Source organism: Streptococcus azizii (assembly GCF_001984715.1).
GTDB lineage: Bacteria > Bacillota > Bacilli > Lactobacillales > Streptococcaceae > Streptococcus > Streptococcus azizii.
In genome coordinates this window covers 71,009-92,728 of sequence record NZ_MSPR01000004.1, presented here as the reverse complement: position 1 = coordinate 92,728, position 21,720 = coordinate 71,009, and the positions used below count along the sequence as shown (strand labels likewise).

The window sequence follows — 21,720 nt, the reverse complement described above, 5'->3', positions numbered from 1 at the left end:
TAAGCAAAGTGCTTTTAATTTTTGAATGATATAAGTTCGGGATATACTTTCCCAACCTTACAGCTTCTTCCGAAAGACTTCATACATCAACACAGCAGCAGCCACACTGGCATTTAAACTCTGCACATGCCCTTTCATGGGAATCGTAATCATCTCATCAACTTGTTTTTTGATATTAGTAGAAATCCCCTTCCCCTCATTTCCAATGATAAGGGCGAGTTTTCCTGCAGTATTCCACTTGTGGATAGGGGTACCATTCATATCCGTCCCAAAAATCCAGAAACCGGCGGTTTTTAGTATGTCCAAGGTCTGACTTAGATTAGTCACTCGAGCAATGGGCACATGAGCCACTGCCCCTGTGGAGGTCTTCGCCACAACGGGGGTCACTCCGACCGCACGATGTTTGGGGATGATGATTCCTGCCACCTGAGTCGCGTCTGCAGTCCGCAAAATGGATCCGAAGTTGTGGGGGTCTGTTAGACCATCCAAGATGAGAATGAGGGGATTGGCTTCTGCTTCCGCCTTTTCCAAAATCACCGACAGGTCCGCATAGGCAAATTCGGATACCCGCAAAACAAACCCTTGATGAACCGCACCATCTGTCATGTCAGACAAACTCTTTTTCGGTGTCCAAGAGATAGACACTTTTTTCTCTGCCGCTAGGGTCTTGATTTTTTCTACATTTTTTCCACGTAAATCATCCTGAATGTAGAGCTTATTGCCAGTGTTGGCTTCCAAACTCTCCACTACAGCATGCACACCGTACACAATGTCATTTTCTTCTATTTGTCTCATGCCTTTATTATACCACAGCCCAGATAGCAGTCCAACCGACAAACTATTCTAGTGATAAATCTCTGATGCTAGTCAATAAAAATTAAAAAACAAACTAGAAAGCGAACCACACTGGAGTACAGCGAGGCAAGGCTGACCTAGTTTGAATGTACGTTTTTTTTGGGGGGGAATTGGTCCATAGCAAAAATCTCTGGATAAGAACCCTACAACATGGAACTTATCCTAGAGCAGAGCTTTAGGAAATATTGAGAGACATTCACCTCCTATGGTCTGAATAGAAGTATTTAGAGACTCCCTAGACAAGAGGCAAATAACCTTGCTTGTTACAGCATTTTCCCGTGTACGTCCCAACCCTTTTCTTCTGTTTCTTTGATTGCTTCCATCCGACGAAAACCGACTGCATGGTCGGCCATAAAATTTGACAGTTTTAACCAAAAACCATCCTTATGATTGCGCACACTTCTCATATATTCATCAAAATCAACGTGAGAGTACAGGTGTTTGCCGGCAAACAAGACCATCATAGATCGCTTTCCTTCGGGTGCGTAGTAATAGGCACAACGATCTGCTGTCCATTCTTGGGCCCGTGTCAAAGATTTATCAATAAAGAGTAGCTTAGCGACAGGTTGAACAGCTGTCCGCCAATATCAGCTTGACAATGTTAAATGTCTCTATCCATCGTAAGACAAATAGAGACAAACTTGCTCCAGAACTACTTAGCTTTTTTAATCAATGTAGCCTGTATTTTATCCCATAATCCAGTATTTCTAGCACGTCGGAAGAAGCTCCACACTGTCGGATAGGGAGGGAAATCATGGGGGTAACATGCGCCATTGACAACCCGTCTTGGTGATATAAAGCGCAGCATTTACAAGCTCTCGTTTGGACCATTTATAGGTTCGATGGTTTGAAAAATACGGCTCAATAAGAGACCACTGGGCATCTGTCAAATCTGTGTTATAACCTTTTCTGTTCATAGAGATAAGATTAACACATTTTATACATACTGTTTCTACTTTTTATCTATTTTTTAGTTAACAAAAATCTACAGAAAAATCCACATTTCCCAATACTAGATAAAAAGAAAGGCAGCTATCGCTGTTACAGATACCATTCATTCTACGGAGACGGAAGAAACTATCCAGTGGATTGAAACAGTTGGGTGAACTGTTTCAGCTGGTCATCCAAAAAGAAGAAAGTGACCATAGAAGCCCGAGCCTAAAAATTAGACAGCTAGGTTAGCGGTTGTTGGAGTCACCTGCTCCAATTCCCTATTTTTCTTTACATTTTCTTAACGTCCTCACATCTTAACTGAACTCGAGCTACAACTCACTGAAAAAAAGACCAATCTCATTGGTTGCAAGACAACCTGCTTCGATTGTCTATTTTTTCTAGGAGTTGTTTTACGCTCTCGTATCTTATGCTATAATTAGCATAGTGCATCATCTATTTTTCTTCACATTCACTATAGGAGGCGCTCATGCCCTTATTTCATCGAACGATTAAGCTGGTCCTTGCGACCTGTATCGCCATTTCTTTGGCTGAATTTTTACATTTGTCTTACGCTACATCCGCAGGGATTATTGCTCTTTTAAGCATTTTAGAGACCAGGCGCGCTTCACTCAAGACAGCCTGGGCAAGACTTTGGTCAACGGTCTTAGCCCTTGCCATCGCAGCCCTTGTCTTTTCCCTGTTTGGGTTTCATATCCTAACGGTAGGACTCTATCTCTGCCTCTATGTCCCTCTTGCATACAAGGCAAATCTAACAGCAGGGATTGCTCCTTGTACTGTTCTTGTGACCCATCTGTTCTTGGAGAAGTCTACCTCACTAAGCCTTTTAGGTAATGAATTGGCTCTCTTTCTCATCGGTGCTGGGATTGCCCTTGTCGCCAATCTCTACATGCCTTCACAAGACAAACAAATCCAACTCTACCACGAAAAGGTCGAACAAGGTCTAAAATCAATCCTCCTGCGCTTTCAAACATTTTTACTGACAGGAAATGGGCGCAACGAAGCAGAATTGATTATCCAACTGGAGCAAATACTCCAAGAAGCACTAGCTATTGTCTACCTCGATCGCCACAATCAAGTCTTTCACCAGACCAACTACCAAGTTCATTACTTTGAAATGCGTCTTTCGCAAAACAAACTATTACGGACCATGGCCAACAATATGAACAAATTTTCCCTCGAAACGCGCGAAGCCGTTATCCTAGCCAGCCTGTTTGAACGAACAGCCCTCCAGCTGAGCAGGAAAAATCCCGGTCATGAACTTCTGGACGATATTCAGCTCTTTCACCAGACCTTTCGGGAACGTCCACTCCCCCATAGCAGAGAAGAATTTGAAGCACGGGCAACCCTCTTTCAACTCCTCCATGATATGGAAGCCTTTATCCAGCTAAAGGTTGATTTTTATGAGCAATATGCAAGGGAGTGAAACAGTTCGGTGAACTGTTTCAGCTGGTCATCCCAAAAGAAGAAAGTGACCATGGAAACCCCGACCTAATACTCAATAAAAATCAACAGTAGACTAGGAAACGAGGACGAAGGTAGTTGAAAATACGAAAAGCCATGACTTTTCTCAATAGGTCCATCCTATTTCAAGGGAACAGGCCGAAACCCTCCCTGCCGTTTGGCAGGGAGGTTCTTTAAATTTCAGCAAGCAGATGTTCTAATAAACTACGAACATCAAGTGAACCTTAATTGAGTATTAGACAATCGCCTTGTTGGTATCATTATCAAAGAAGTGGGCCTTGTTCAAGTTGAAGGCTAGGCGTACCTTTTCACCTGGTTTGTGGAAATCACGTGCATCCACACGAGACACAAACTCAGTTGAACCGACACGACTATAAAGCATAGACTCTGCGCCAAGCAACTCAGAAACCACTACTTCTGATGTCATGATACTTTCAGGATAGGTATCCAATTCCAGTTGAGAAGCCTTGATGTCCTCTGGACGGATACCAAGTGTAAAGGTTTTTCCTTCATACCCTTTTTCTTCCAAATGTTTTCTGCGACCTTCTGGCAAGCGCAAGGAGAAATGATCCCCGTCTGATAAGACACCCTCTTTCAAGGTTACGTTAAAGAAGTTCATCGCTGGGCTTCCGATAAAACTTGCAACAAACTTATTCACAGGTGCGTTATACAATTCTTCTGGCGTCCCGATTTGCTCAATACGTCCAATGGTACCTGTACCTGCCTCATTTTTAGTTGCACTCATAATAACGATACGATCAGCAAGTGTCATTGCCTCTGTCTGGTCATGGGTTACGTAAATAGTAGTTGCCCCAATACGGCGGTGAATTTTCGCAATTTCTGTACGCATGGACACCCGTAGCTTCGCATCCAAGTTTGACAAAGGCTCATCCATTAGGAATACTTTTGCATCACGAACGATAGCACGCCCCATCGCAACCCGCTGGCGTTGTCCACCTGACAAGTCAGCAGGCTTTCTTTGTAAGAATTCGGTCAAGCCCAGAATACCTGCAGCTTCTTCTACACGTTTTTTAATTTCATCCTTGCTGTATTTGCGCAACTTCAAACCGAAGGCCATATTATCAAATACTGTCATGTGAGGATAAAGAGCGTAGTTTTGGAATACCATGGCAATGTCGCGATCTTTTGGCGCCACGTCATTCATCAATACATCATCAATATAGGCTTCACCCTCTGTAATATCTTCAAGACCTGCAATCATACGAAGGGTAGTTGACTTCCCACATCCTGAAGGACCAACGAATACAATAAATTCCTTGTCTTTAATGTCTAGGTTAAAATCTTCAACAGAGTAATGCTCGCTATTTGGGTATTTTTTGTAGATATTTTTTAAATTTAATTGAACCATGTTCAAACCTCGCTTTCTTTTACATTTCTATTATAAATGAAAACGCTTTATCTGTCCCTGTCAATCTGAACAAAAAGAAAAAGACAATTTGTACAAGTTGCACAAGATACAAAGCCCGTAAAAAACTCAAAGCGAAAATAGGAAATGCGACGAAGAAACTGGAGTTTCTAGGAGTATTTGTCTTTTTCACACAGAGTTTAGGGCGTGTTCAATTATAAGATACGAGAGCGTTTGATACGAGTAATACTCGTTTTATTTCCAACCTTCAACAGTCTATCCCTAGACTGTTAAAGCAACTCCTAGAAAAAATAGACAATCGAAGCAGGTTGGCTTGCAACCTATGAGATTGGTCTTTTTTTCAGTGAGTTGTAGCTCGAGTTCAATTACAAGATACGAGAGCATTTGATACGAGTAATACTCGTTTTATTTCCAACCTTCAACAGTCTATCCCTAGACTGTTGAAGCGAGCAAAGCAAAAATAGGAGTTTTGACGCAGAGGGTTGCTGAGAGTTTGCTATGGCAAACTTCTATTTCCCGCCTTCAAAGGTATACCATTCCTTTGAAGCTAGGAAAAACTCTCTTTTTTGCACAGCTCGTAGCCCGTGTTCAGTTGCACAAGATACAAAGCCCGTAAAAAACTCAAAGTGAAAATAGGATTGAAACAGTTCGGGGAACTGTTTCAACGGTCACCAAAAAAGAAGAAAGTGACCATAGAAGCCCGAGCCAAGAAAGCGGAAAGCGAGGAGTAACCTGTTGAAACAAGAAAGTGACCACAGAAACCTGAGCTAGGAAATAGGAAATCTGACGAGCGAAAAGCTCCTGTGACGATTTTCAGCCTATTTTAAAGTCAACAGAGAGTTCGCCAAAGCAAACTCTCTGTTGACTTCCTCATCATGTTTCCGAATTTTCAGTCGCTTTTATACGCCCTTTGTATCTTATCTTTCCTCCAAGACAATCTGGTAACAAACTGCTAAATCCGTTAGGTTGCGGAGTTGGAGACCGCTGACATCTAACCATTTTTCAAGGCGGTATTGAAGAGTATTACGATGGACATAGAGACGTTGAGCCGCCTTGGTCACCACTGCTGCTTCCTCCCATAAGGCAAGAATGCTGGCTGCTAACTGATCTTGCTGACGAATCATCTGGGCTAGGTGATGCCGCAAGGGGCTAAGCGAAATGTCTTGACCTTGTCCCCACAAAAAGACATGGCCAAAAGAAAGAACCCGCGAAGATTGGAAGCGTTGCTGCCAAGCCATAAAGAGCTGATGCTCCGCTTGAAAGAGACTTCTCCAGTCCTCTTCTGCTACTTGTGACCACATTTGCCCGACCAGAACCGTTAGCTTTACGCTAAAGTCAAATTCCATGGTGGATAGGGTATCGGTTAAGACGGCATGAATCGGGATAAAGGTAGTTTGATCAAGTACAAAAATCCTATCATGGGCTGTCAGCTGAAAGTCCGCTAGGCGGTTGGGCAATAAAGACCGCATGACCTCCAACCAATCCTCTAATACTTCCTTGTCCTCAAAGGCTGACACGGAATGATGCACATGGATCCATTGCATGGGACTACTTTGTTGGGGCATCGGGCCGATTCCCTTGACTAAAAAACGATACCAGGGATGGCTTGCATAGAGCTCTTCCTGATTGGAAGAAAGAGATAGCAAATAACGTTCCCGCTCTGTCAAACTCTCCTGACTGACCTGCAACCATTGACCATTTGATAAGGGGAGGTTCAGCTGATCCGGCTGGTTAGAAGGCAGAGCAACAATGCGCGCTGCTGGAAAGAAGTCTAAGGCCTCCTGACTATCTAGCAAATGAGAGCCTTCCCTCCTTTTTCCCTTACTTGAAAAAAACTGTTCAACCTGCATAAAACCTCCCTATCCCTGTTCGATACACCAGTTAATCACTTCCTCAAGACGCTCGATTTGCTCGGTCATGTGGAGATAGCCCACAACTGCTTCAAAGCCTGTAGACATGCGATAGGTCACGACATCTGTATTTTTCGCCTTGGTATGACTATTGGTATTGCGTCCGCGCTTGTAAATATCCACTTCTTTTTCTGTCAGAAAATTCATCTCTAACATCTTTGAAACGAGACTGGCTTGAGCCTTGGCTGACACATAACGATTCGCTTTGTGATGCAGTTGATTGGGCTTGGTCTCCCCCTTAAAAATCAGGTATCTACGAATATACATGGAATAGACTGCATCGCCTTCAAAGGCCAGGGCAATCCCATTGATGAGGTTGACATCTATCGGACTAGTCACGTGTCCACCTCACACCATCCTTGGTATCCAGAAGTTTAATTCCCTGCGCTGCTAGTTCATCTCGAATACGGTCAGCCGTCGCAAAATCTCGATTGGCACGAGCCGCTTGACGCTCCGCAATCAAGGCTTCTATCTCGCTATCCAAGACTTCCTCTTCAAAAACGATACCAAAGACTGCCAACATCTTGCCAAAGGCATCTTTTACTGTTTCATCATAGTTACCAGAGTTAATCCATTTGGCAAAATCAAAGATAGCCGTAATCCCATTAGCAGCGTTGAAATCATCATCCATAGCTGCTTCAAAGGCCTCCAAGTGCTTGGCCAAACCAGCTTGGTCTGACATGGCTGATAGAGGCTGCGTGTAGGTGTTTTTCAGGTACTTGAGATTTGTTTCCGCATCCGAAATCGCTTTTTCCGTATAGTTAAGCGGGCGGCGGTAGTGCTGGGTAGACAGGAAAAAGCGCAAGATTTGTCTGTCGATTTGCTCCAACATATCATGTGCTGTCAAGAAATTCCCCAAGGACTTGGACATCTTCTCATCATTGATATTGAGCATGGCATTGTGCATCCAGTAGTTGGCAAAGGTCTGACCCGTCTTGCACTCGGACTGGGCGATTTCATTGGTATGGTGAGGAAATTCTAGGTCTGCCCCACCACCATGAATGTCAATGGTGTCGCCCAAAATCTCTGTCGCCATAACCGAGCATTCGATATGCCAACCCGGACGACCGTCCCCCCACGGACTTTCCCAAGATACTTCGCCTGGTTTGGCCGATTTCCAAAGGGCAAAGTCAAAGGGATATTCTTTCAGTTCCCCTTCGCCCTCAACGCGACCAGAGGCACCGGCTTCTAGCTCTGACAAGGTTTTATTGGCCAAGCGGGCATAGTTTTCAGCCTTTTCCACACGGAAATAGACATCACCATCGGCCTCATAAGCATAGCCATTGTCAATCAAGACCTGCACAAAGTCGATGATTTCATCCATATAATCGATCACTCGAGGATTTTGACTAGCTGGTTTGACACCCAGTTTTGCCACATCTTCCTTGAAGGCCGCGATAAACTTATCCGACAATTCCTTGGTTGTCAAACCTGCTTCCTTGGCTGCCTTGATAATCTTGTCATCCACATCTGTAAAATTAGAAATGTAGGTCACCTCAAAGCCACGATATTCAAAATAGCGACGAATGGTATCAAAAGCCACAACGCTACGGGCATTTCCGATATGGATATAGTTGTAAACAGTTGGCCCACAGACGTACATCTTGACCTTCCCTTCTTCCAAGGGCACAAAGTCACGCAAACTGCGGGTCATGGTATCGTAAATTTTAATCATAGCTTCTCCATTACTTCTGATTGTTCAAATTCTTCAAGCAACATAAACGATTCTCTGTTCTACAAATGCGACGAATGATGGCTTGCTTCTCGTAGTTCTGCCAGCTTGGTGATATAGTGTTCGCGGCTACCTTCCATGTCGTGAATCACCTGTTCATCTTTCTTGCCATGGACACGGACGATTTTAGCGGGCATACCGACTACTGTCACATCGGCTGGTACATCGGCTAGGACAACGGCAGCTGCACCCACTTTAGCATTTTCCCCAATCTCAATGGGACCAATGACTTGAGCGTGGGCAGAGACCAGCGCCCCTCTGCGAACAGTCGGATGGCGTTTGCCACAATCCTTACCGGTACCACCCAAGGTCACCCCGTGATAGAGCATGACGCCCGACTCGATAATAGCAGTTTCTCCAATGACCAAGCCAGCCCCGTGGTCGATGAAGACTCCCGAGGCAATCTCAGCACCTGGATGGATCTCAATATTAGTCCAAAAACGCCAGAATTGGCTGTGCATCCGAGCGAATAATTTAAATCCTTTTTTCCACATCCAATGAGAAAGACGGTGGGCAGCCAAGGCCTTGACTCCTGGATAAGTCAAAAGGACTTCCAAGCTGGTACGTGCTGCCGGATCTTTTTCTTTTACAATATCAATGGTGTCCTTCCACCAACCCATAGTCACTCCTTCTAGCGAGAAGACAAGCTCGCTATCGAACTTGTCTACTCAGCCTATTTCTTTTCAACCTTATGGAATTTAAATTCGCCAAAGTTGCTGTCTTTTTTCTCTTTGTGATCCTTGTCCTTATGACGACATGGTTTGTCAGCACGCTCACGTTTTTCAGGCTCAACATAGCCCTCTGGTTTTGGTAAAAGAGCCTTCATAGAGGCGTCCACACGACCTTTTTCGTCAATCTTGATAACTTTAACATCTACTTCATCGCCAATCTGTAGCAAATCTTCTACTCGGTTGACCCGAGTCCAAGCCATTTCAGATACATGGACAAGGGCATCTGTCTTATCAAAAAGATTGACAAAAGCTCCAAACTTCTCAATACGAACAACTTTCGCACGATAGACTTCATCAACTTTTGCCTCGCGCACCAAGCCTGCAATAATTTCCTTAGCACGGTCAATCGCCTCACGATCACTGGAGTAGATGGCTACGTTTCCTTCCTCATCAATGTCGATTTTGACACCTGTTTCGGCGATAATCTTGTCAATGGTTTCCCCACCCTTACCGATGACAACCTTAATCTTATCCACATCAATCTTGATGGTATCAATCTTAGGTGCCGTCGGTGCTAAATCTGGACGTACGCTTGGGATAGTTGCTTCCATTACGTCCAAGATTTCAAGACGGGCCTTCTTAGCTTGAGCAAGGGCTTCTTGCAGAATTTCTGCTGTAATCCCTTCAATCTTGATATCCATTTGAAGGGCTGTAATACCGTCACGTGTCCCTGCTACCTTGAAGTCCATATCACCAAAATGGTCCTCAAGTCCCTGAATATCAGTCAAAACAGTGTAATTGGTTCCATCTGAAATCAAGCCCATAGCAATTCCTGCCACTGGCGCTTTAATAGGCACACCACCAGCCATAAGGGCAAGAGTCCCTGCACAGATAGAGGCCTGGGAGGAAGAACCATTTGACTCCAGCACCTCTGCAACCAAACGAATGGCATAAGGAAACTCTTCAAGGCTTGGCAAGACTTGCTCAAGTGCGCGTTCTCCAAGGGCTCCATGACCGATTTCGCGACGTCCTGGAGCACCGTAACGTCCTGTTTCCCCTACCGAATATTGTGGGAAATTGTAGTGATGTAAAAAGCGTTTTTTGTATTCAGGGTCCAAACCATCTACAATTTGCGTTTCTCCCATCGGTGCTAAGGTTAAGACAGATAAGGCCTGGGTTTGTCCTCGGGTAAAGAGACCTGAACCATGCACACGCGGTAAGAAATCAACGACAGCTTCTAATGGACGAATTTCATCCACACGACGACCGTCTGGGCGAATCTTATCTTCTGTGATCAAACGGCGTACTTCTGCATGCTCCATTTGCTCTAAGATCTCTGCCACATCGCGCATGATACGGTCGAATTCTTCGTGGTCTGCATATTGTTCTTCATAAACGGCAAGCACTTGTTCTTTTACAGCATTCGTTGCTGCTTCACGAGCCAGCTTTTCTTCCACTTGAACCGCTCTTTGCAAGTCACTATTGTAGGTTGCAACGATAGCTTTTTGCAAGTCTTCATCTACATGGAGCAATTCAACATCCGTTTTTGCCTTGCCGACCTGCGCTACGATGTTTTCTTGGAAGGCAATCAATTCTTTGACAGCTTCATGACCTTTGAGTAGGGCTTCTAGCATAATGTCTTCTGACAATTCTTTGGCTCCAGACTCCACCATGTTAATAGCTTCTTTCGTTCCTGCTACTGTCAACTCAAGCAAGGACTGCTCGGCCTGTTCTTTGCTTGGATTGATGAACCATTCGCCAGCTGCATACCCGACTTGGACACCAGCAATCGGGCCATTAAATGGAATATCTGAGATGGACAAAGCTAGGGAGCTACCAAACATGGCTGCCATCGGTGCACTCGCATTTTCATCATAAGACAAGACCGTATTGATTACCTGTACTTCGTTTCGGAAGCCTTCTGCAAACATCGGGCGAATCGGACGGTCAATCAGACGAGCGGTCAAGGTTGCATCCGTTGAGGGACGACCCTCACGTTTGTTAAAGCCTCCTGGAAACTTCCCAGCTGCATACATCTTTTCTTCATAGTTGACTTGAAGAGGGAAGAAATCTCCCGTCGCCATTTTTTTAGACATGACAGCCGCTGTCAAAACTGTACTGTCTCCGTAGCGAACAAGGACGCTACCGTTTGCTTGTTTTGCAACTTGACCAACCTCAACGACAAGAGGACGACCAGCAAAAGTCATTTCAAATGTTTGTTTTCCCATTTGTATCTCCTAATGTTAAATAATTCTCTAGAACATCAACAGTTGCTCTATAGAGCCTGTTTTTTTGACTTCAAAGAGGATGACGCGTTTTCTACAAAGATCAACCTAGGAAAGTCCCAGACTCAACTTTGCACAAAACCACGTATCCTACTTATTTTATCATATTTTAGCAGAAAAACAAAAGATGGAAAACGAAAATTATGAAGAGAAAGGCGGAATCAATGACAGACCAACGGCCTTGAAGGTTCACAGATATTCACCATTCTTTGCAACAGTAGACTAAGATACAAAGGGCGTGTAAAAGTGACTAAAAAATAGGAGATTGACGGTGTATCCTGTTGATTGTTAAAAAATATAAGGAGGACCCAACGCCAATAACCTACCCTTGTGTACCTTTGTGTCAGATACCTATCCATCTATTCGGCGAACATATACTTGCTGACTTAACACTTGAATATTTTGCGCTCTCCGATAGGCACTCCAGACAAATGACTCGTGTAGTTGTGCCTCCTCTAAAAAATGTAAGCCTGTTAGTAAGGTCCGCTTATATAGATTTCCCCAGACTTTTGTATAGTAGGTCCCCTTCATTTCTGAACACTGCATCTCCTGAGCGATAGCAGAGAGGGATTTTCTGGCTAATCTATAGGGGGCATAAGAAAGAAATTGGAAACAGCCCCCTTGAAACCGTGCAAAAGCTCCAATTAAAATATCTGACTGGGTCGCTTCTGCGAATTGATGAAGCACACGAATACCTTCGTCAAAAACAAAATCCCCTTCGTCAATAAATAGGACATATGGGCGACTGGATAGATACAGTCCCCTTTCTTTTGCTGCATTTAGGGATGGCGACGATTGATATTCATATAAAATACGACTATCTCGACTGCAAAATTCCTGGCAAATAATGGAGGAGTCATCATCTGACCCTGCATCAATAATGATAATCTCAATATTATGAAAGAGTTGATTGACTAAGGTATGCAGGGTATGGCGCAAGGTAGCTTGCTGATTGTGAACGGCAAGAATGACACTGACACCCCCGTATCGCTTCATTATCTCTATATAATTTTTTCTCCAAAGAGCAATACTATCACCTACCTGCCCTATCCACTCTTTATCCCATTTAACCCATGGTTTGATATGGGCCGAGTTGAAATGAAAAATGGCTACCTCATCCAGTAACAATCTTTGTTGCCTCATTGCTTCTGCAGTATAGTTATACTTGATAGAAAGTTCTGCTATCCTACCTTTTAAAGCGATGTTTATAACGTCTTGGTCTTGGAATTGAATCTGATCTTTTAATCGGATTGTCTCAGACAACAAGAGTTCTGTAATATGGTCCCGTCTCATCGCAGCAAGATTCATCAATAGTACCCCAGCATTGACATAGAGAGCATCTACTTCAAATCCAATCTGCTGCTTGTAATCTGCATAGTGCTGGGCAATATCGATTTCTGATACTCCAGCCATGTAGACATCAGACAAATCAGTTTCCCAGCATTCGGATAAGTTTCCCGAAACCAACACATCACTATCTAAATAGAGAACCCTATCCCAATCCAAAATGATGGAGGGAAGAAAGTACCTAAAGTAAGTTTCGATTGTAATATGATGCAGCGTCAGAGGAAGCTGGCTCACTCTCTTTATATCAAGTTCCGTATAGAGTCTCAACTCCTCAAGCCGCAGTTGATTCAACTTGCTCATAGAACCTTCTGATAAATCAGAAGAAAGAATGGCAACTGCTACATTGGGATGAAAGGTTCTAACCGATTCAATGATGGTCACTACATACTCTATATGGGAGTCCGTTACACAAAAGGCTAATTTCATAGATATAAATCCTTATTTCTTTTTATCCACACTCCATTTTGATACAGTGAACATTTTTATACTCACTTAGTTTATACCTAAAGGTAGCCACAGCTGTCATTGACGAAAGCCGAAACAGCTGCGTCTCTTCTATTACTTCGTCGAGTGAAAAGCTCCAGTGGAGGTTTTCACTCTGCCACCTGTCATTAAAAGGTGGTGGCTGGAAACTCCGTTTCCCTATTTTCAACCTTGCCCACTTCGCTCTCAAATTTCTAGGCTCAGGCTGAAACAGTTCCCCGAACTCCTGTGGTCACTTTCGTGTTTCTAGGTGACCAGTTGAAACAGTTCACCGAACTCCTGTGGTCACTTTCGTGTTTCTAGGTGACCAGTTGAAACAGTTCACCGAACTCCTGTGGTCACTTTCGTGTTTCTAGGTGACCAGTTGAAACAGTTCACCGAACTGTTTCAATCTCCCAGACTGGTGGAGCAAGTATTAAAAATAAACGAAAAGACTATATAAGCAATATAAAAGCACTTTATCAACTAATGGGTAAAAAAATAGACTCAAAAATTTACTTTTTTCTATTTTATGGATTTGTACGCCTTTTATTGTAATAAAATTGTACTTCTTAGTCAATTTATTACAAAAAACTAAACTTATAGGTACTGATATTCACGGTCACTTAAAGATATGATAAAAGCACTACCAATGAAAAGGAGTGCTATACATATGTCATTAGGTATCCAAGTCGCCAAACGTATCCGAGAGCTTCGTAAAAGCAAACGATTATCACAAGAACAGCTCGCTATTCGAGCCGATATGGAGGCTACCGTTTTAAGCCGAATTGAACGAGGGTTGAGTCCAAACATTCAAATCAACACTTTGGAAAGAATCATATCTGCATTGGAGGTCACTCCCTCAACCTTCTTTCACTTTACAGATGATAACAGCCCCACTTCTCAACTGGTTGCTAAATTATCCATCATTGAACAGCCAGAAAAAACCGTACTCTTACTGAATCAACTGCTGGATTGGAAAATGAAGTAGCCCTGTACTCGTGGAAATGAGCTACTTTCAAACGACAAAAAAAGGGAACAAACGTCCCTTTTTTATAGTTGCTGGATTAGCGACGAAGACCTAATGAATGAATCAATTCACGGTAGCGGTTTACATCTGTCTTACGCAAGTAAGCCAATAAGTTACGACGACGACCGATTTTCTTCATCAATCCGCGGTAAGTTGCGTGGTCTTTTTTATGCTGTTTGATATGTTCGTTTAAGTGGTTGATTTCCCAAGTAAGCACTGCTACTTGTACTTCAACTGAACCAGTATCGCCTTCATGACGCGCGTATTGCGACATGATTTCATTTTTTTTCTCTTTTGAGATTGCCATGAGTAATTCTCCTTTGTATTTAAGCTAAATCCGAGTAACAGGTTGGCAACCTGTGACCAAGAAAGGCTAATGATTGTCCTTAGACCCCATCATTCTATCAATCTTTTCCTTCTTTGTCAACTATTTCTGCGTCTCACCTGGCAATATTAGATTCAGAATGATTCCCACAATCGCACTGAGGGCCGTTCCTGAAAGAGTGACGGCACCAATATTCAAGACCGCACCACCTAGCCCCAAAACCAACATGGAACTTGCAATGATGAGATTACGAACCTGTCCAAAATCCACACGGCTTTCAATCAAGACCTTCAAGCCATTGCTTGCAATGACTCCGTAAAGCAAGATAGACATCCCGCCCAAAACAGCACTTGGAATGGTAGAGATAAGCGCAGTAAATTTTCCAAAAAAGCTAAAGGTAATGGCAATCAAGGCCGCATGACGAATCACCGACACAGAAGCAATCCGCGTCATTCCGATAACCCCTGTATTTTCTCCATAGGTCGTATTGGCAGGACCACCGATAAAGGCAGATACTGCCGTCGCTACCCCATCCCCAATCAAGGTACGGTGCAGGCCTGGATTTTTCAAGAATGAACGGCCACAAATCTGGCTCAAAACGGTATGGTCACCGATATGCTCTGCTACTGTTACAACTGCTATCGGTAAAATCGCAAGCATTTCTGGGCCAAAGTAGAGCCTATATTGTTCAAATACACCTGACGTAAACGGCAAGTAGAAGCCTGGTAATTCAAGCCAAGAGGCCTCGATAACCGGTGTAAAGTCAACCAAGCCAAGTGCCAAAGCAATCACATAACCACCGATAATTGCAATCAGGAATGGGACAATCTTCACGAAGCCCTTGCCCTTAGTGTTAACGAAGGCTGCAATCAAAAATGTAGCAATGGCAGCCACTACATTGCGCCAGTCACCGTCTGCAACAAATCCCGCATTGGTCACGGCTGAGTTTGCCAAACCAAGTCCGATAACGATAATCATCGGGCCGATGACAATCGGTGGCAAGAGGGTATCAATCCATTTGGTGCCAATCACCTTGACCAACCCTGCAATCAAGACATAGATCAAACCGACAAATAGGACTCCCGTCTGGGCCGCAGATACATCACCGTTCAACTCTTTGATAGCTAGTGCCATAGCTGAAATGTAAGCGAAGGAGGAACCTAGATAGACAGGAACCTTAAACTGGGTCGCAACTTGGTAAATCAGGGTTCCTATACCCGAGGCAAAGAGCGCAACGGATACAGGCATCCCCAAAATCAAGGGCACCAAGATTGTCGCACCAAACATCGCAAATACGTGCTGGAAACTCAGTAAAATACCTTGCCCAAATGACGGCTTCTCATCCACATCGAGCAACAAACGAACAGATTCTTTCATAGTCCTCCTTTTGGGCATGCAAAAAGGCCCACATAACATATAATAGTCATAGGCCTTTGTATACGCTTTTAGCAATACTCCGTAATTGTCTTTCTCACCTCTCAGGATGAGTTTAAAAACCTATGCTTTTGGTATTGTAGCACAAAGATTCGATTTTTGGCAAGGAATTTTATAAATTTTTACTTCTCCTAGGAAAATAACGGGACTGGAAGCACCCCTGGCTCATCATTCCTCCATTTCTGCTGCCAACTCTTTTTCCACCTGCTTCTGCCGATAGGTATTTGCCCAAGAAATGATTTGTAGCAATAGCAGAACCAGACAGGTAATAGAGAGAAAGAATAGTAAAATGACTGCCCAAAAATGGCCGTCCCAGATGCCAGTATAATGCTGTCCATACCTCTGGTAATTGGTCACAGCCATTAAAAGAGTTGTACCGATAATCCCCACTCCTAAATAGAGGTATCCCTGCCAAGCAGATCCCAGTTCCATATCTAAGCCTTTTTTCCAATAGCCGAAAATGATATAGGCTGAAATCACCAACATGGCAACCAGTTCAAAAACGTAGGTATCAAAAGACCATTTTAGGACCAGGCTCTTGAGCAAAAATGAGAGCGGCAACAGAATATTCATTGCCTTGCCCACCCAAGCAAAAACTTGGTTTTCTTCCTGTCGAATACGTTCATCAGTGACTATTTTTTTCGTTTTCATCAGTTGGTTCCTCCCAAAATAATTGATCTAAACTTTTTCCTAAACAGTGGCAAATAGACAGACAGAGACTAAGGCTAGGATTATATTTCCCCGCCTCAATCAGACCGATGGTCTGTCGGGTCACTCCGATAGCTTCTGCCAAGTCCCCTTGGGTCATATCTTTTTCCACGCGAGCCGACTTTAGCCGAAGATTTTTCATCTCATAGTCATCCTCCTCTTGTATTTTTATATTTTAATTATACACTATATTTTCTATTTTGCAATATATATCTTGCATTTTGTTTGGTTTTTTTAACAAAAAAGGATGACCTTGACGAATGTTTCCTTTTGATTTTTAAAGAGTATAAAAAAGAAGAAGATGGCAATCCCCATTCTTCTCCGATTCGTATTCAATGCGAAATGAATTTATTTCTTCTCTTTCAGCACCAAGTTTAACACCAAGGCTGCCAAGGTACCTGTCGAAATACCTGAAGACAGTACCATCTGAAGTGCTGACGGAAGATGGCTCAACAATTCTGGGCGAACAGTTACACCAATCCCAAGCGCAAAGGCAATGGAAATAATCAGCAGCTCACGATCACCAATTTTAACAGTTGCGAGGGTCTTAATCCCTTGAGCAGCAACCAGACCGAACATGATAATACCAACACCACCAAGAACAGGCTGAGGCATGATGGAAATCAAGGCAGACAATTTTGGAAAGACTCCGAGTAGGGCAAGAATAACGCCTGCAATAATCATGACATGACGACTAGCAACTTTTGTCAAGGTAATCAATCCAACGTTTTGTGAGAAAGCCGTATTCGGACCTGCTCCAAAAATACCGGCAAGCAAAGAACCAACCCCATCTGCTAGAACACCATTTGCAGCCCGCTCTGAGGAAATCGTTTGGTTAGAAGCCTCTCCAATTGCCATCATAATCCCCACCGTACCAATCAGGGAAACGACATAGGCTGGAATGAAGGCCAAAATCGAAGATACATCAAACGTAACACCGTAATGGAAAATTTTAGGAAGAGCAAACCAGGCTGCCTCTCCAACGGCTGACATATCTACTTTTCCAAGGAAAATACAGAGTACATATCCAAAGACCATACCAAAGAAGACAGACGCTGTTTTCAGCATTCCTTTACCATAATGATTCAAGGCCAGGGTGAAAACCAAAACGATAAAGGCAATACTGATATTTTCAACTGAGCCATAATCCGTAGCACCCGCACCACCAGCTGCCCAATCCATACTCACGGGCATCAAGGTAATACCAATGAGAGAGACAACAGTCCCCGTGATCAATGGTGGAAAGAATCGCATCAACGGTTTCACAAAACGACTCAAAATAATCTCAACAAATGAACCCGCAATGGTTGCACCAACGATACCAGCAATTCCCAACTGGCTACCAACACTGATAGCTGGATTGGCAAAGGTAAAATCCGTTCCCATCATACCTGAGACACGTGAACCAATCGGACCCAAACCTTTTGATTGTAAAATAGTTGCAATCCCGGCAACAAAGATAGATGCGGACACCATGATAGAAGTATCCTCTACTGATAACCCTATAGCACTCGCAACGACAAGGGGGACTGCGATGATTCCTGCAAAAGCTGCTAAAATATGCTGAAAAGCGAGCAAAATAGCCGTACCTTTTGGTGGCTGTTCATCAACACCATAGAGCATTTCCGAAGAATGTTCAGTTGTTGTTTTCTGAGACATGGTTTCTCCTTTTTTGTTCCTACATAATATTTTCTAGTCTAACAGAAAAAACATCTCATTTCAATACATTTCAACAAAATAGTCGACTAACGTTCAGTTTTTTATTTTGTTACGGCTCTTTTTAGCCTATTTTTATGATAATAATTCGCTTATTGTTTTTTCATCTGACAAAAAAATGCTATAATACAACAAGGAAGCATTTGGAGGAAGAATCATGAAAACTTTGGAAGAACGTATTGTAAAAGATGGTCAGGTTTTAGGAGAAAATATTTTAAAAGTTGATTCATTCCTGACCCATCAGGTCGATTTTGGCTTGATGAAAGAAATGGGACAAGTGTTAGCAGATGCTTATCGTTCTAAGAACATTACGAAGGTCGTCACCATTGAGGCATCTGGCATTGCACCAGCTGTCTATGTTGCTGAAAGCCTAGAGGTACCGATGGTCTTTGCTAAAAAACATAAAAACATTACCATGACAGAAGGTATCTTGACCTCTGAAGTCTACTCCTTCACCAAACAAGTCACTAGCACCGTCTCCATCGCTAACAAGTTTTTGTCACCTGAGGATCGCATCCTAATCGTCGATGACTTTTTGGCCAATGGGCAAGCAGCAAAAGGCTTGATTGATATTATCCAACAGGCTGGAGCCCAAGTAGTTGGTGTTGGTATCATCATCGAAAAGTCCTTCCAAGATGGTCGCCAACTCTTGATAGATGCCGGCGTACCTGTTACTTCACTCGCTCGCATTAAAAAATTCCAGAATGGTCAAGTTGTTTTTGCACCTGCGGATATTTAAAAAGAGACTTACTTCCAGTTGGAAGTAAGCCTTAGACTGAAGAAAAAGTCTATTTTCTTCAAAACGATTATTTTATTATGATACTTTACTTAGGTAGCACGGACGGCAGCAACTCCCTACGGGATTTCATGCCTAGATTTTGAGCCTGAGTCTCAAAATCTCCGAACACCAGAAACATAACGTTTCTGGTGTTTTTTGCTACGGCGTAAAGTAGCGGTTATGGGCTCGCTTCGCTCGCCTTTTCACGAAGGGATAAGAGCACTGATACTATCCTTCGATGTTGACATTGACAAATTTTCTCAGAGATACTTTGTCTACAACCTGAGACTTGCTTCCAGTTGGAAGTAAGCCTTTTTATTATCTATAATGCCACCCCAAAGACTTCTAAGCTAGCTAGTTCCGATTCTGTCAATCTGCGGTAGTCTCCTGAGGCAAGTGTTTCATCCAGCACCAGAGGCCCCATCTTGATGCGCTGTAAATCCGTCACTTGCTTGCCGCAGGCTGCCACCATGCGTTTCACTTGGTGGAATTTTCCTTCTGCAAGGCAAATCTGCACGCGCGAGGTCTGACTTAGCTCATCTACTGCTAAAATTTCCAAAGTAGCCGGCTGGCAGGTGAAGTCTTTCAGTTCAATCCCTCTGGCAAAATGGCGAACATCTTCTTGCGTCATGATACCTGCCACCTCAGCTTGATAGACCTTGTCTACATGCTTTTTAGGCGATAGCAGCTCATGTGTCAAAGCTCCATTGTTCGTTAAGAGCAAGAGTCCATGCGTGTCCCTATCTAGGCGTCCCACAGGGAACACCTCTTTTTGTCTCGCAGTGTCGTCTAGTAAGTCTAAAACAGTTTGGTATTTGCGATCCACTGTCGCTGAGACCACCCCTTTGGGCTTGTTTAAGAGATAGTAGACCATTTTTTCATAGATGACCCTCTTTCCTTGATAGGCGATATGGTCCTTCTTTTCATCAATCTGCGTCTTTGCAGATGTTTCCACTGCTTGATTGACCGTTACCCTTCCTGATTTGAGAATTTTTTTGACCTCTGTCCGTGATCCAAGACCACATTCCACTAAAAATTTATCCAAACGCATCTGCTATCCTCCGATTCCTTATAGGGGAATATTTTTCATACCAGTACGGCACAGTATCTCCCATCTTATACCCTCCTTTTCTTCTCTTTCTTTTCGTGCTATACTAGTCTTTAGAAACTAGAAGGAGAACACTATGTCTGTAATTGAACGTTTAACAAAAGCTAGCCATTTGATTGATATGGATGATATTATCCGTGAAGGACATCCCACTCTGCGAAAGGTCGCTGAGGAAGTCCAGCTCCCTCTGTCTGATGAGGACGTAATCTTAGGAGAAAAAATGATGCAGTTCCTCAAGCATTCGCAGGATCCTATCATGGCAGAAAAATTAAAACTGCGTGGTGGGGTTGGTCTTGCTGCGCCACAGCTTAACATTTCAAAACGTATCATCGCTATTCTTGTCCCCAAGCCCGAAGTAGATGAGAGTCAGCCATCGACCACTGCCTATGCCCTGCAAGAGGTCATGTATAATCCTAAAATCGTCTCCCATTCCATTCAGGAAGCAGCTATGGAAGGGGGCGAAGGTTGCTTGTCCGTTGATCGAGAAGTCCCTGGATATGTGGTCCGCCATGCCCGTGTAACGGTAGAATATGTTGATAAAAATGGAGAGACACACCGCATCAAGCTCAAGGGCTTCAACGCCATTGTCGTCCAGCATGAAATTGACCATATCAATGGGATTATGTTCTACGATCGCATCAACCCTGAACATCCCTTTGCTATTAAAGAAGGCATGCTAGTGATTGAGTAACCTTCACCTGAAAAAACACGATCGGCCACCTTATGCCCCCTGCAGTCTAATGGTTTAGTGTCATCAGAAAACACCTCTTCATTGAAAGAGTAGGAGCGACAACTAGCGATTCATCCCCCATTAAGAAATCCTAAACTGAAGAAAAAGTCTATTTTCTCCAAAACGATTATTTTATTATGATACTTTACTTAGGTAGCACGGACGGCAGCAACTCCCTACGGGATTTCATGCCTAGATTTTGAGCCTGAGTCTCAAAATCTCCGAAGAGGCTGGGACAAAAACCCTGTTCCAAATAGAAAAAACGAACGAATATGAAATTTGTAGTCACATAAATTCAATTTTGTTCGTTTTTAGTGGCTAATTGTAAATTTCACAGAAGTTATAATAGGGAATTTCAAAAATCAAAATCTTTTTGTCCCAGCCTCTTTGTTGCTACGGCGTAAAGTAGCCGTTATGGGCTCGCTTCGCTCGCCTTTTCACGAAGAGATAAGAGTACTGATACTATCCTTCGATGTTGACATTGACAAATTTTCTCAGAGATACTTTGTCTACAACCTGAAATCCCAGACTACACCAGTCTGGGATTTTTCTCAACTTCCCCGTTCCCAAAAAATGGCTAGAAGAATGACTGCCCCCAAAACGGAAGGAAGGATAGCCGTATCTGCAATCTGGGGTCCCCAATCACCAAAGAGGAGCTGGCCAACCCAAGCCCCTGCAAGTCCCAATAAAATCTTGCCAATACAGCCCATCTTTTCACCACGATTGGTAATCGCTGCAGCAATAATAGCAACAAGTAGGCCAACTATTAGACTTCCAAGCATATCTTTCCTCCTCTACTCTGTTCTACCAAGCTCTGACAAGGTGCA

At 43.4% G+C, this 21,720-nt stretch carries 21 protein-coding genes; 4 read left to right on the top strand and 17 right to left on the bottom strand.

Annotated features, from left to right (window positions below; translation table 11 throughout):
- Positions 1 to 57: 57 nt before the first annotated feature.
- The 3 genes from rlmB to BVE84_RS10665 all read right to left on the bottom strand — a co-directional run bounded on the left by rlmB (position 58) and on the right by BVE84_RS10665 (position 1,772).
- A complete protein-coding gene (gene rlmB, locus BVE84_RS03490; RefSeq protein WP_076995705.1) occupies positions 58 to 795 on the bottom strand; it encodes a 23S rRNA (guanosine(2251)-2'-O)-methyltransferase RlmB in 738 nt (245 codons plus the stop codon).
- A 323-nt stretch (positions 796 to 1,118) separates the two neighbouring features.
- Positions 1,119 to 1,319: a M48 family metalloprotease gene (locus BVE84_RS03485; RefSeq protein WP_076995704.1), complete on the bottom strand. Its 201-nt coding sequence runs from the start codon at positions 1,317 to 1,319 to the stop codon at positions 1,119 to 1,121.
- Between the two features lie 288 nt (positions 1,320 to 1,607).
- Positions 1,608 to 1,772, bottom strand: a complete 165-nt coding sequence (locus BVE84_RS10665) for a transposase (protein ID WP_135017439.1) — start codon at positions 1,770 to 1,772, stop codon at positions 1,608 to 1,610.
- Between the two features lie 503 nt (positions 1,773 to 2,275).
- On the opposite strand from BVE84_RS10665, the gene BVE84_RS03475 reads away from it, so the two are divergent.
- Entirely contained in the window at positions 2,276 to 3,232 is a 957-nt protein-coding gene (locus BVE84_RS03475) for an aromatic acid exporter family protein (RefSeq protein ID WP_076995703.1), read from the top strand.
- Positions 3,233 to 3,505: 273 nt separating this feature from the next.
- On the opposite strand, the gene BVE84_RS03470 is transcribed toward BVE84_RS03475, so the two are convergent.
- The 7 genes from BVE84_RS03470 to BVE84_RS03440 form a co-directional block, all read right to left on the bottom strand.
- Positions 3,506 to 4,639 carry an ABC transporter ATP-binding protein gene (locus tag BVE84_RS03470; RefSeq protein WP_076995702.1) on the bottom strand — a complete coding sequence of 378 codons (1,134 nt, stop codon included), beginning with the start codon at positions 4,637 to 4,639 and terminating at the stop codon, positions 3,506 to 3,508.
- 935 nt (positions 4,640 to 5,574) lie between these two features.
- Positions 5,575 to 6,507: a helix-turn-helix domain-containing protein gene (locus BVE84_RS03465; protein WP_083708208.1), complete on the bottom strand. Its 933-nt coding sequence runs from the start codon at positions 6,505 to 6,507 to the stop codon at positions 5,575 to 5,577.
- A 9-nt stretch (positions 6,508 to 6,516) separates the two neighbouring features.
- Complete coding sequence (locus tag BVE84_RS03460) at positions 6,517 to 6,906, bottom strand: Mini-ribonuclease 3 (RefSeq protein ID WP_076995701.1); 390 nt, start codon at positions 6,904 to 6,906, stop codon at positions 6,517 to 6,519.
- Entirely contained in the window at positions 6,899 to 8,242 is a 1,344-nt protein-coding gene (cysS, locus tag BVE84_RS03455) for a cysteine--tRNA ligase (RefSeq protein WP_076995700.1), read from the bottom strand. The genes BVE84_RS03460 and cysS overlap by 8 nt, the downstream gene beginning before the upstream one ends.
- Before the next feature lie 59 nt (positions 8,243 to 8,301).
- A complete protein-coding gene (cysE, locus tag BVE84_RS03450; RefSeq protein ID WP_076995699.1) occupies positions 8,302 to 8,919 on the bottom strand; it encodes a serine O-acetyltransferase in 618 nt (205 codons plus the stop codon).
- 53 nt (positions 8,920 to 8,972) lie between these two features.
- Positions 8,973 to 11,198: a polyribonucleotide nucleotidyltransferase gene (gene pnp / locus BVE84_RS03445; protein WP_076995698.1), complete on the bottom strand. Its 2,226-nt coding sequence runs from the start codon at positions 11,196 to 11,198 to the stop codon at positions 8,973 to 8,975.
- Between the two features lie 408 nt (positions 11,199 to 11,606).
- The gene (locus tag BVE84_RS03440; protein ID WP_076995697.1) at positions 11,607 to 13,028 is read right to left on the bottom strand and encodes a glycosyltransferase family 8 protein; all 1,422 of its coding nucleotides are present in this window, start codon (positions 13,026 to 13,028) and stop codon (positions 11,607 to 11,609) included.
- A 709-nt stretch (positions 13,029 to 13,737) separates the two neighbouring features.
- Between BVE84_RS03440 and BVE84_RS03435 the strand changes: the two genes are divergently transcribed.
- Positions 13,738 to 14,055, top strand: a complete 318-nt coding sequence (locus tag BVE84_RS03435; protein ID WP_076995696.1) for a helix-turn-helix domain-containing protein — start codon at positions 13,738 to 13,740, stop codon at positions 14,053 to 14,055.
- Positions 14,056 to 14,131: 76 nt separating this feature from the next.
- Here BVE84_RS03435 and rpsO read toward each other — a convergent pair whose 3' ends face one another.
- The 5 genes from rpsO to BVE84_RS03410 all read right to left on the bottom strand — a co-directional run bounded on the left by rpsO (position 14,132) and on the right by BVE84_RS03410 (position 18,220).
- On the bottom strand, positions 14,132 to 14,401 hold the full coding sequence (gene rpsO, locus BVE84_RS03430; RefSeq protein ID WP_076995695.1) for a 30S ribosomal protein S15: 270 nt from the start codon (positions 14,399 to 14,401) through the stop codon (positions 14,132 to 14,134).
- Between the two features lie 120 nt (positions 14,402 to 14,521).
- Complete coding sequence (locus tag BVE84_RS03425) at positions 14,522 to 15,796, bottom strand: uracil-xanthine permease family protein (RefSeq protein WP_076995694.1); 1,275 nt, start codon at positions 15,794 to 15,796, stop codon at positions 14,522 to 14,524.
- A 225-nt stretch (positions 15,797 to 16,021) separates the two neighbouring features.
- Entirely contained in the window at positions 16,022 to 16,504 is a 483-nt protein-coding gene (locus BVE84_RS03420; protein WP_076995693.1) for a DUF6773 family protein, read from the bottom strand.
- Positions 16,479 to 16,703: a helix-turn-helix transcriptional regulator gene (locus BVE84_RS03415; protein WP_076995692.1), complete on the bottom strand. Its 225-nt coding sequence runs from the start codon at positions 16,701 to 16,703 to the stop codon at positions 16,479 to 16,481. Before BVE84_RS03415 ends, BVE84_RS03420 begins: the two co-directional genes overlap by 26 nt.
- 206 nt (positions 16,704 to 16,909) lie before the next feature.
- Positions 16,910 to 18,220: a nucleobase:cation symporter-2 family protein gene (locus BVE84_RS03410; protein ID WP_076995691.1), complete on the bottom strand. Its 1,311-nt coding sequence runs from the start codon at positions 18,218 to 18,220 to the stop codon at positions 16,910 to 16,912.
- Positions 18,221 to 18,434: 214 nt separating this feature from the next.
- Here BVE84_RS03410 and BVE84_RS03405 point away from each other — a divergent pair, with 214 nt between their 5' ends.
- Positions 18,435 to 19,016 carry a xanthine phosphoribosyltransferase gene (locus BVE84_RS03405; protein ID WP_076995690.1) on the top strand — a complete coding sequence of 194 codons (582 nt, stop codon included), beginning with the start codon at positions 18,435 to 18,437 and terminating at the stop codon, positions 19,014 to 19,016.
- 361 nt (positions 19,017 to 19,377) lie between these two features.
- Here BVE84_RS03405 and BVE84_RS03400 read toward each other — a convergent pair whose 3' ends face one another.
- On the bottom strand, positions 19,378 to 20,106 hold the full coding sequence (locus tag BVE84_RS03400) for a pseudouridine synthase (protein ID WP_076995689.1): 729 nt from the start codon (positions 20,104 to 20,106) through the stop codon (positions 19,378 to 19,380).
- 133 nt (positions 20,107 to 20,239) lie between these two features.
- Here BVE84_RS03400 and def point away from each other — a divergent pair, with 133 nt between their 5' ends.
- Positions 20,240 to 20,854: a peptide deformylase gene (gene def, locus BVE84_RS03395; protein WP_076995688.1), complete on the top strand. Its 615-nt coding sequence runs from the start codon at positions 20,240 to 20,242 to the stop codon at positions 20,852 to 20,854.
- A gap of 590 nt (positions 20,855 to 21,444) precedes the next feature.
- Here def and BVE84_RS03390 read toward each other — a convergent pair.
- Positions 21,445 to 21,675, bottom strand: coding sequence for a GlsB/YeaQ/YmgE family stress response membrane protein (locus BVE84_RS03390; RefSeq protein WP_076995687.1), 231 nt, complete (start codon positions 21,673 to 21,675; stop codon positions 21,445 to 21,447).
- Between the last annotated feature and the right edge of the window lie 45 nt (positions 21,676 to 21,720).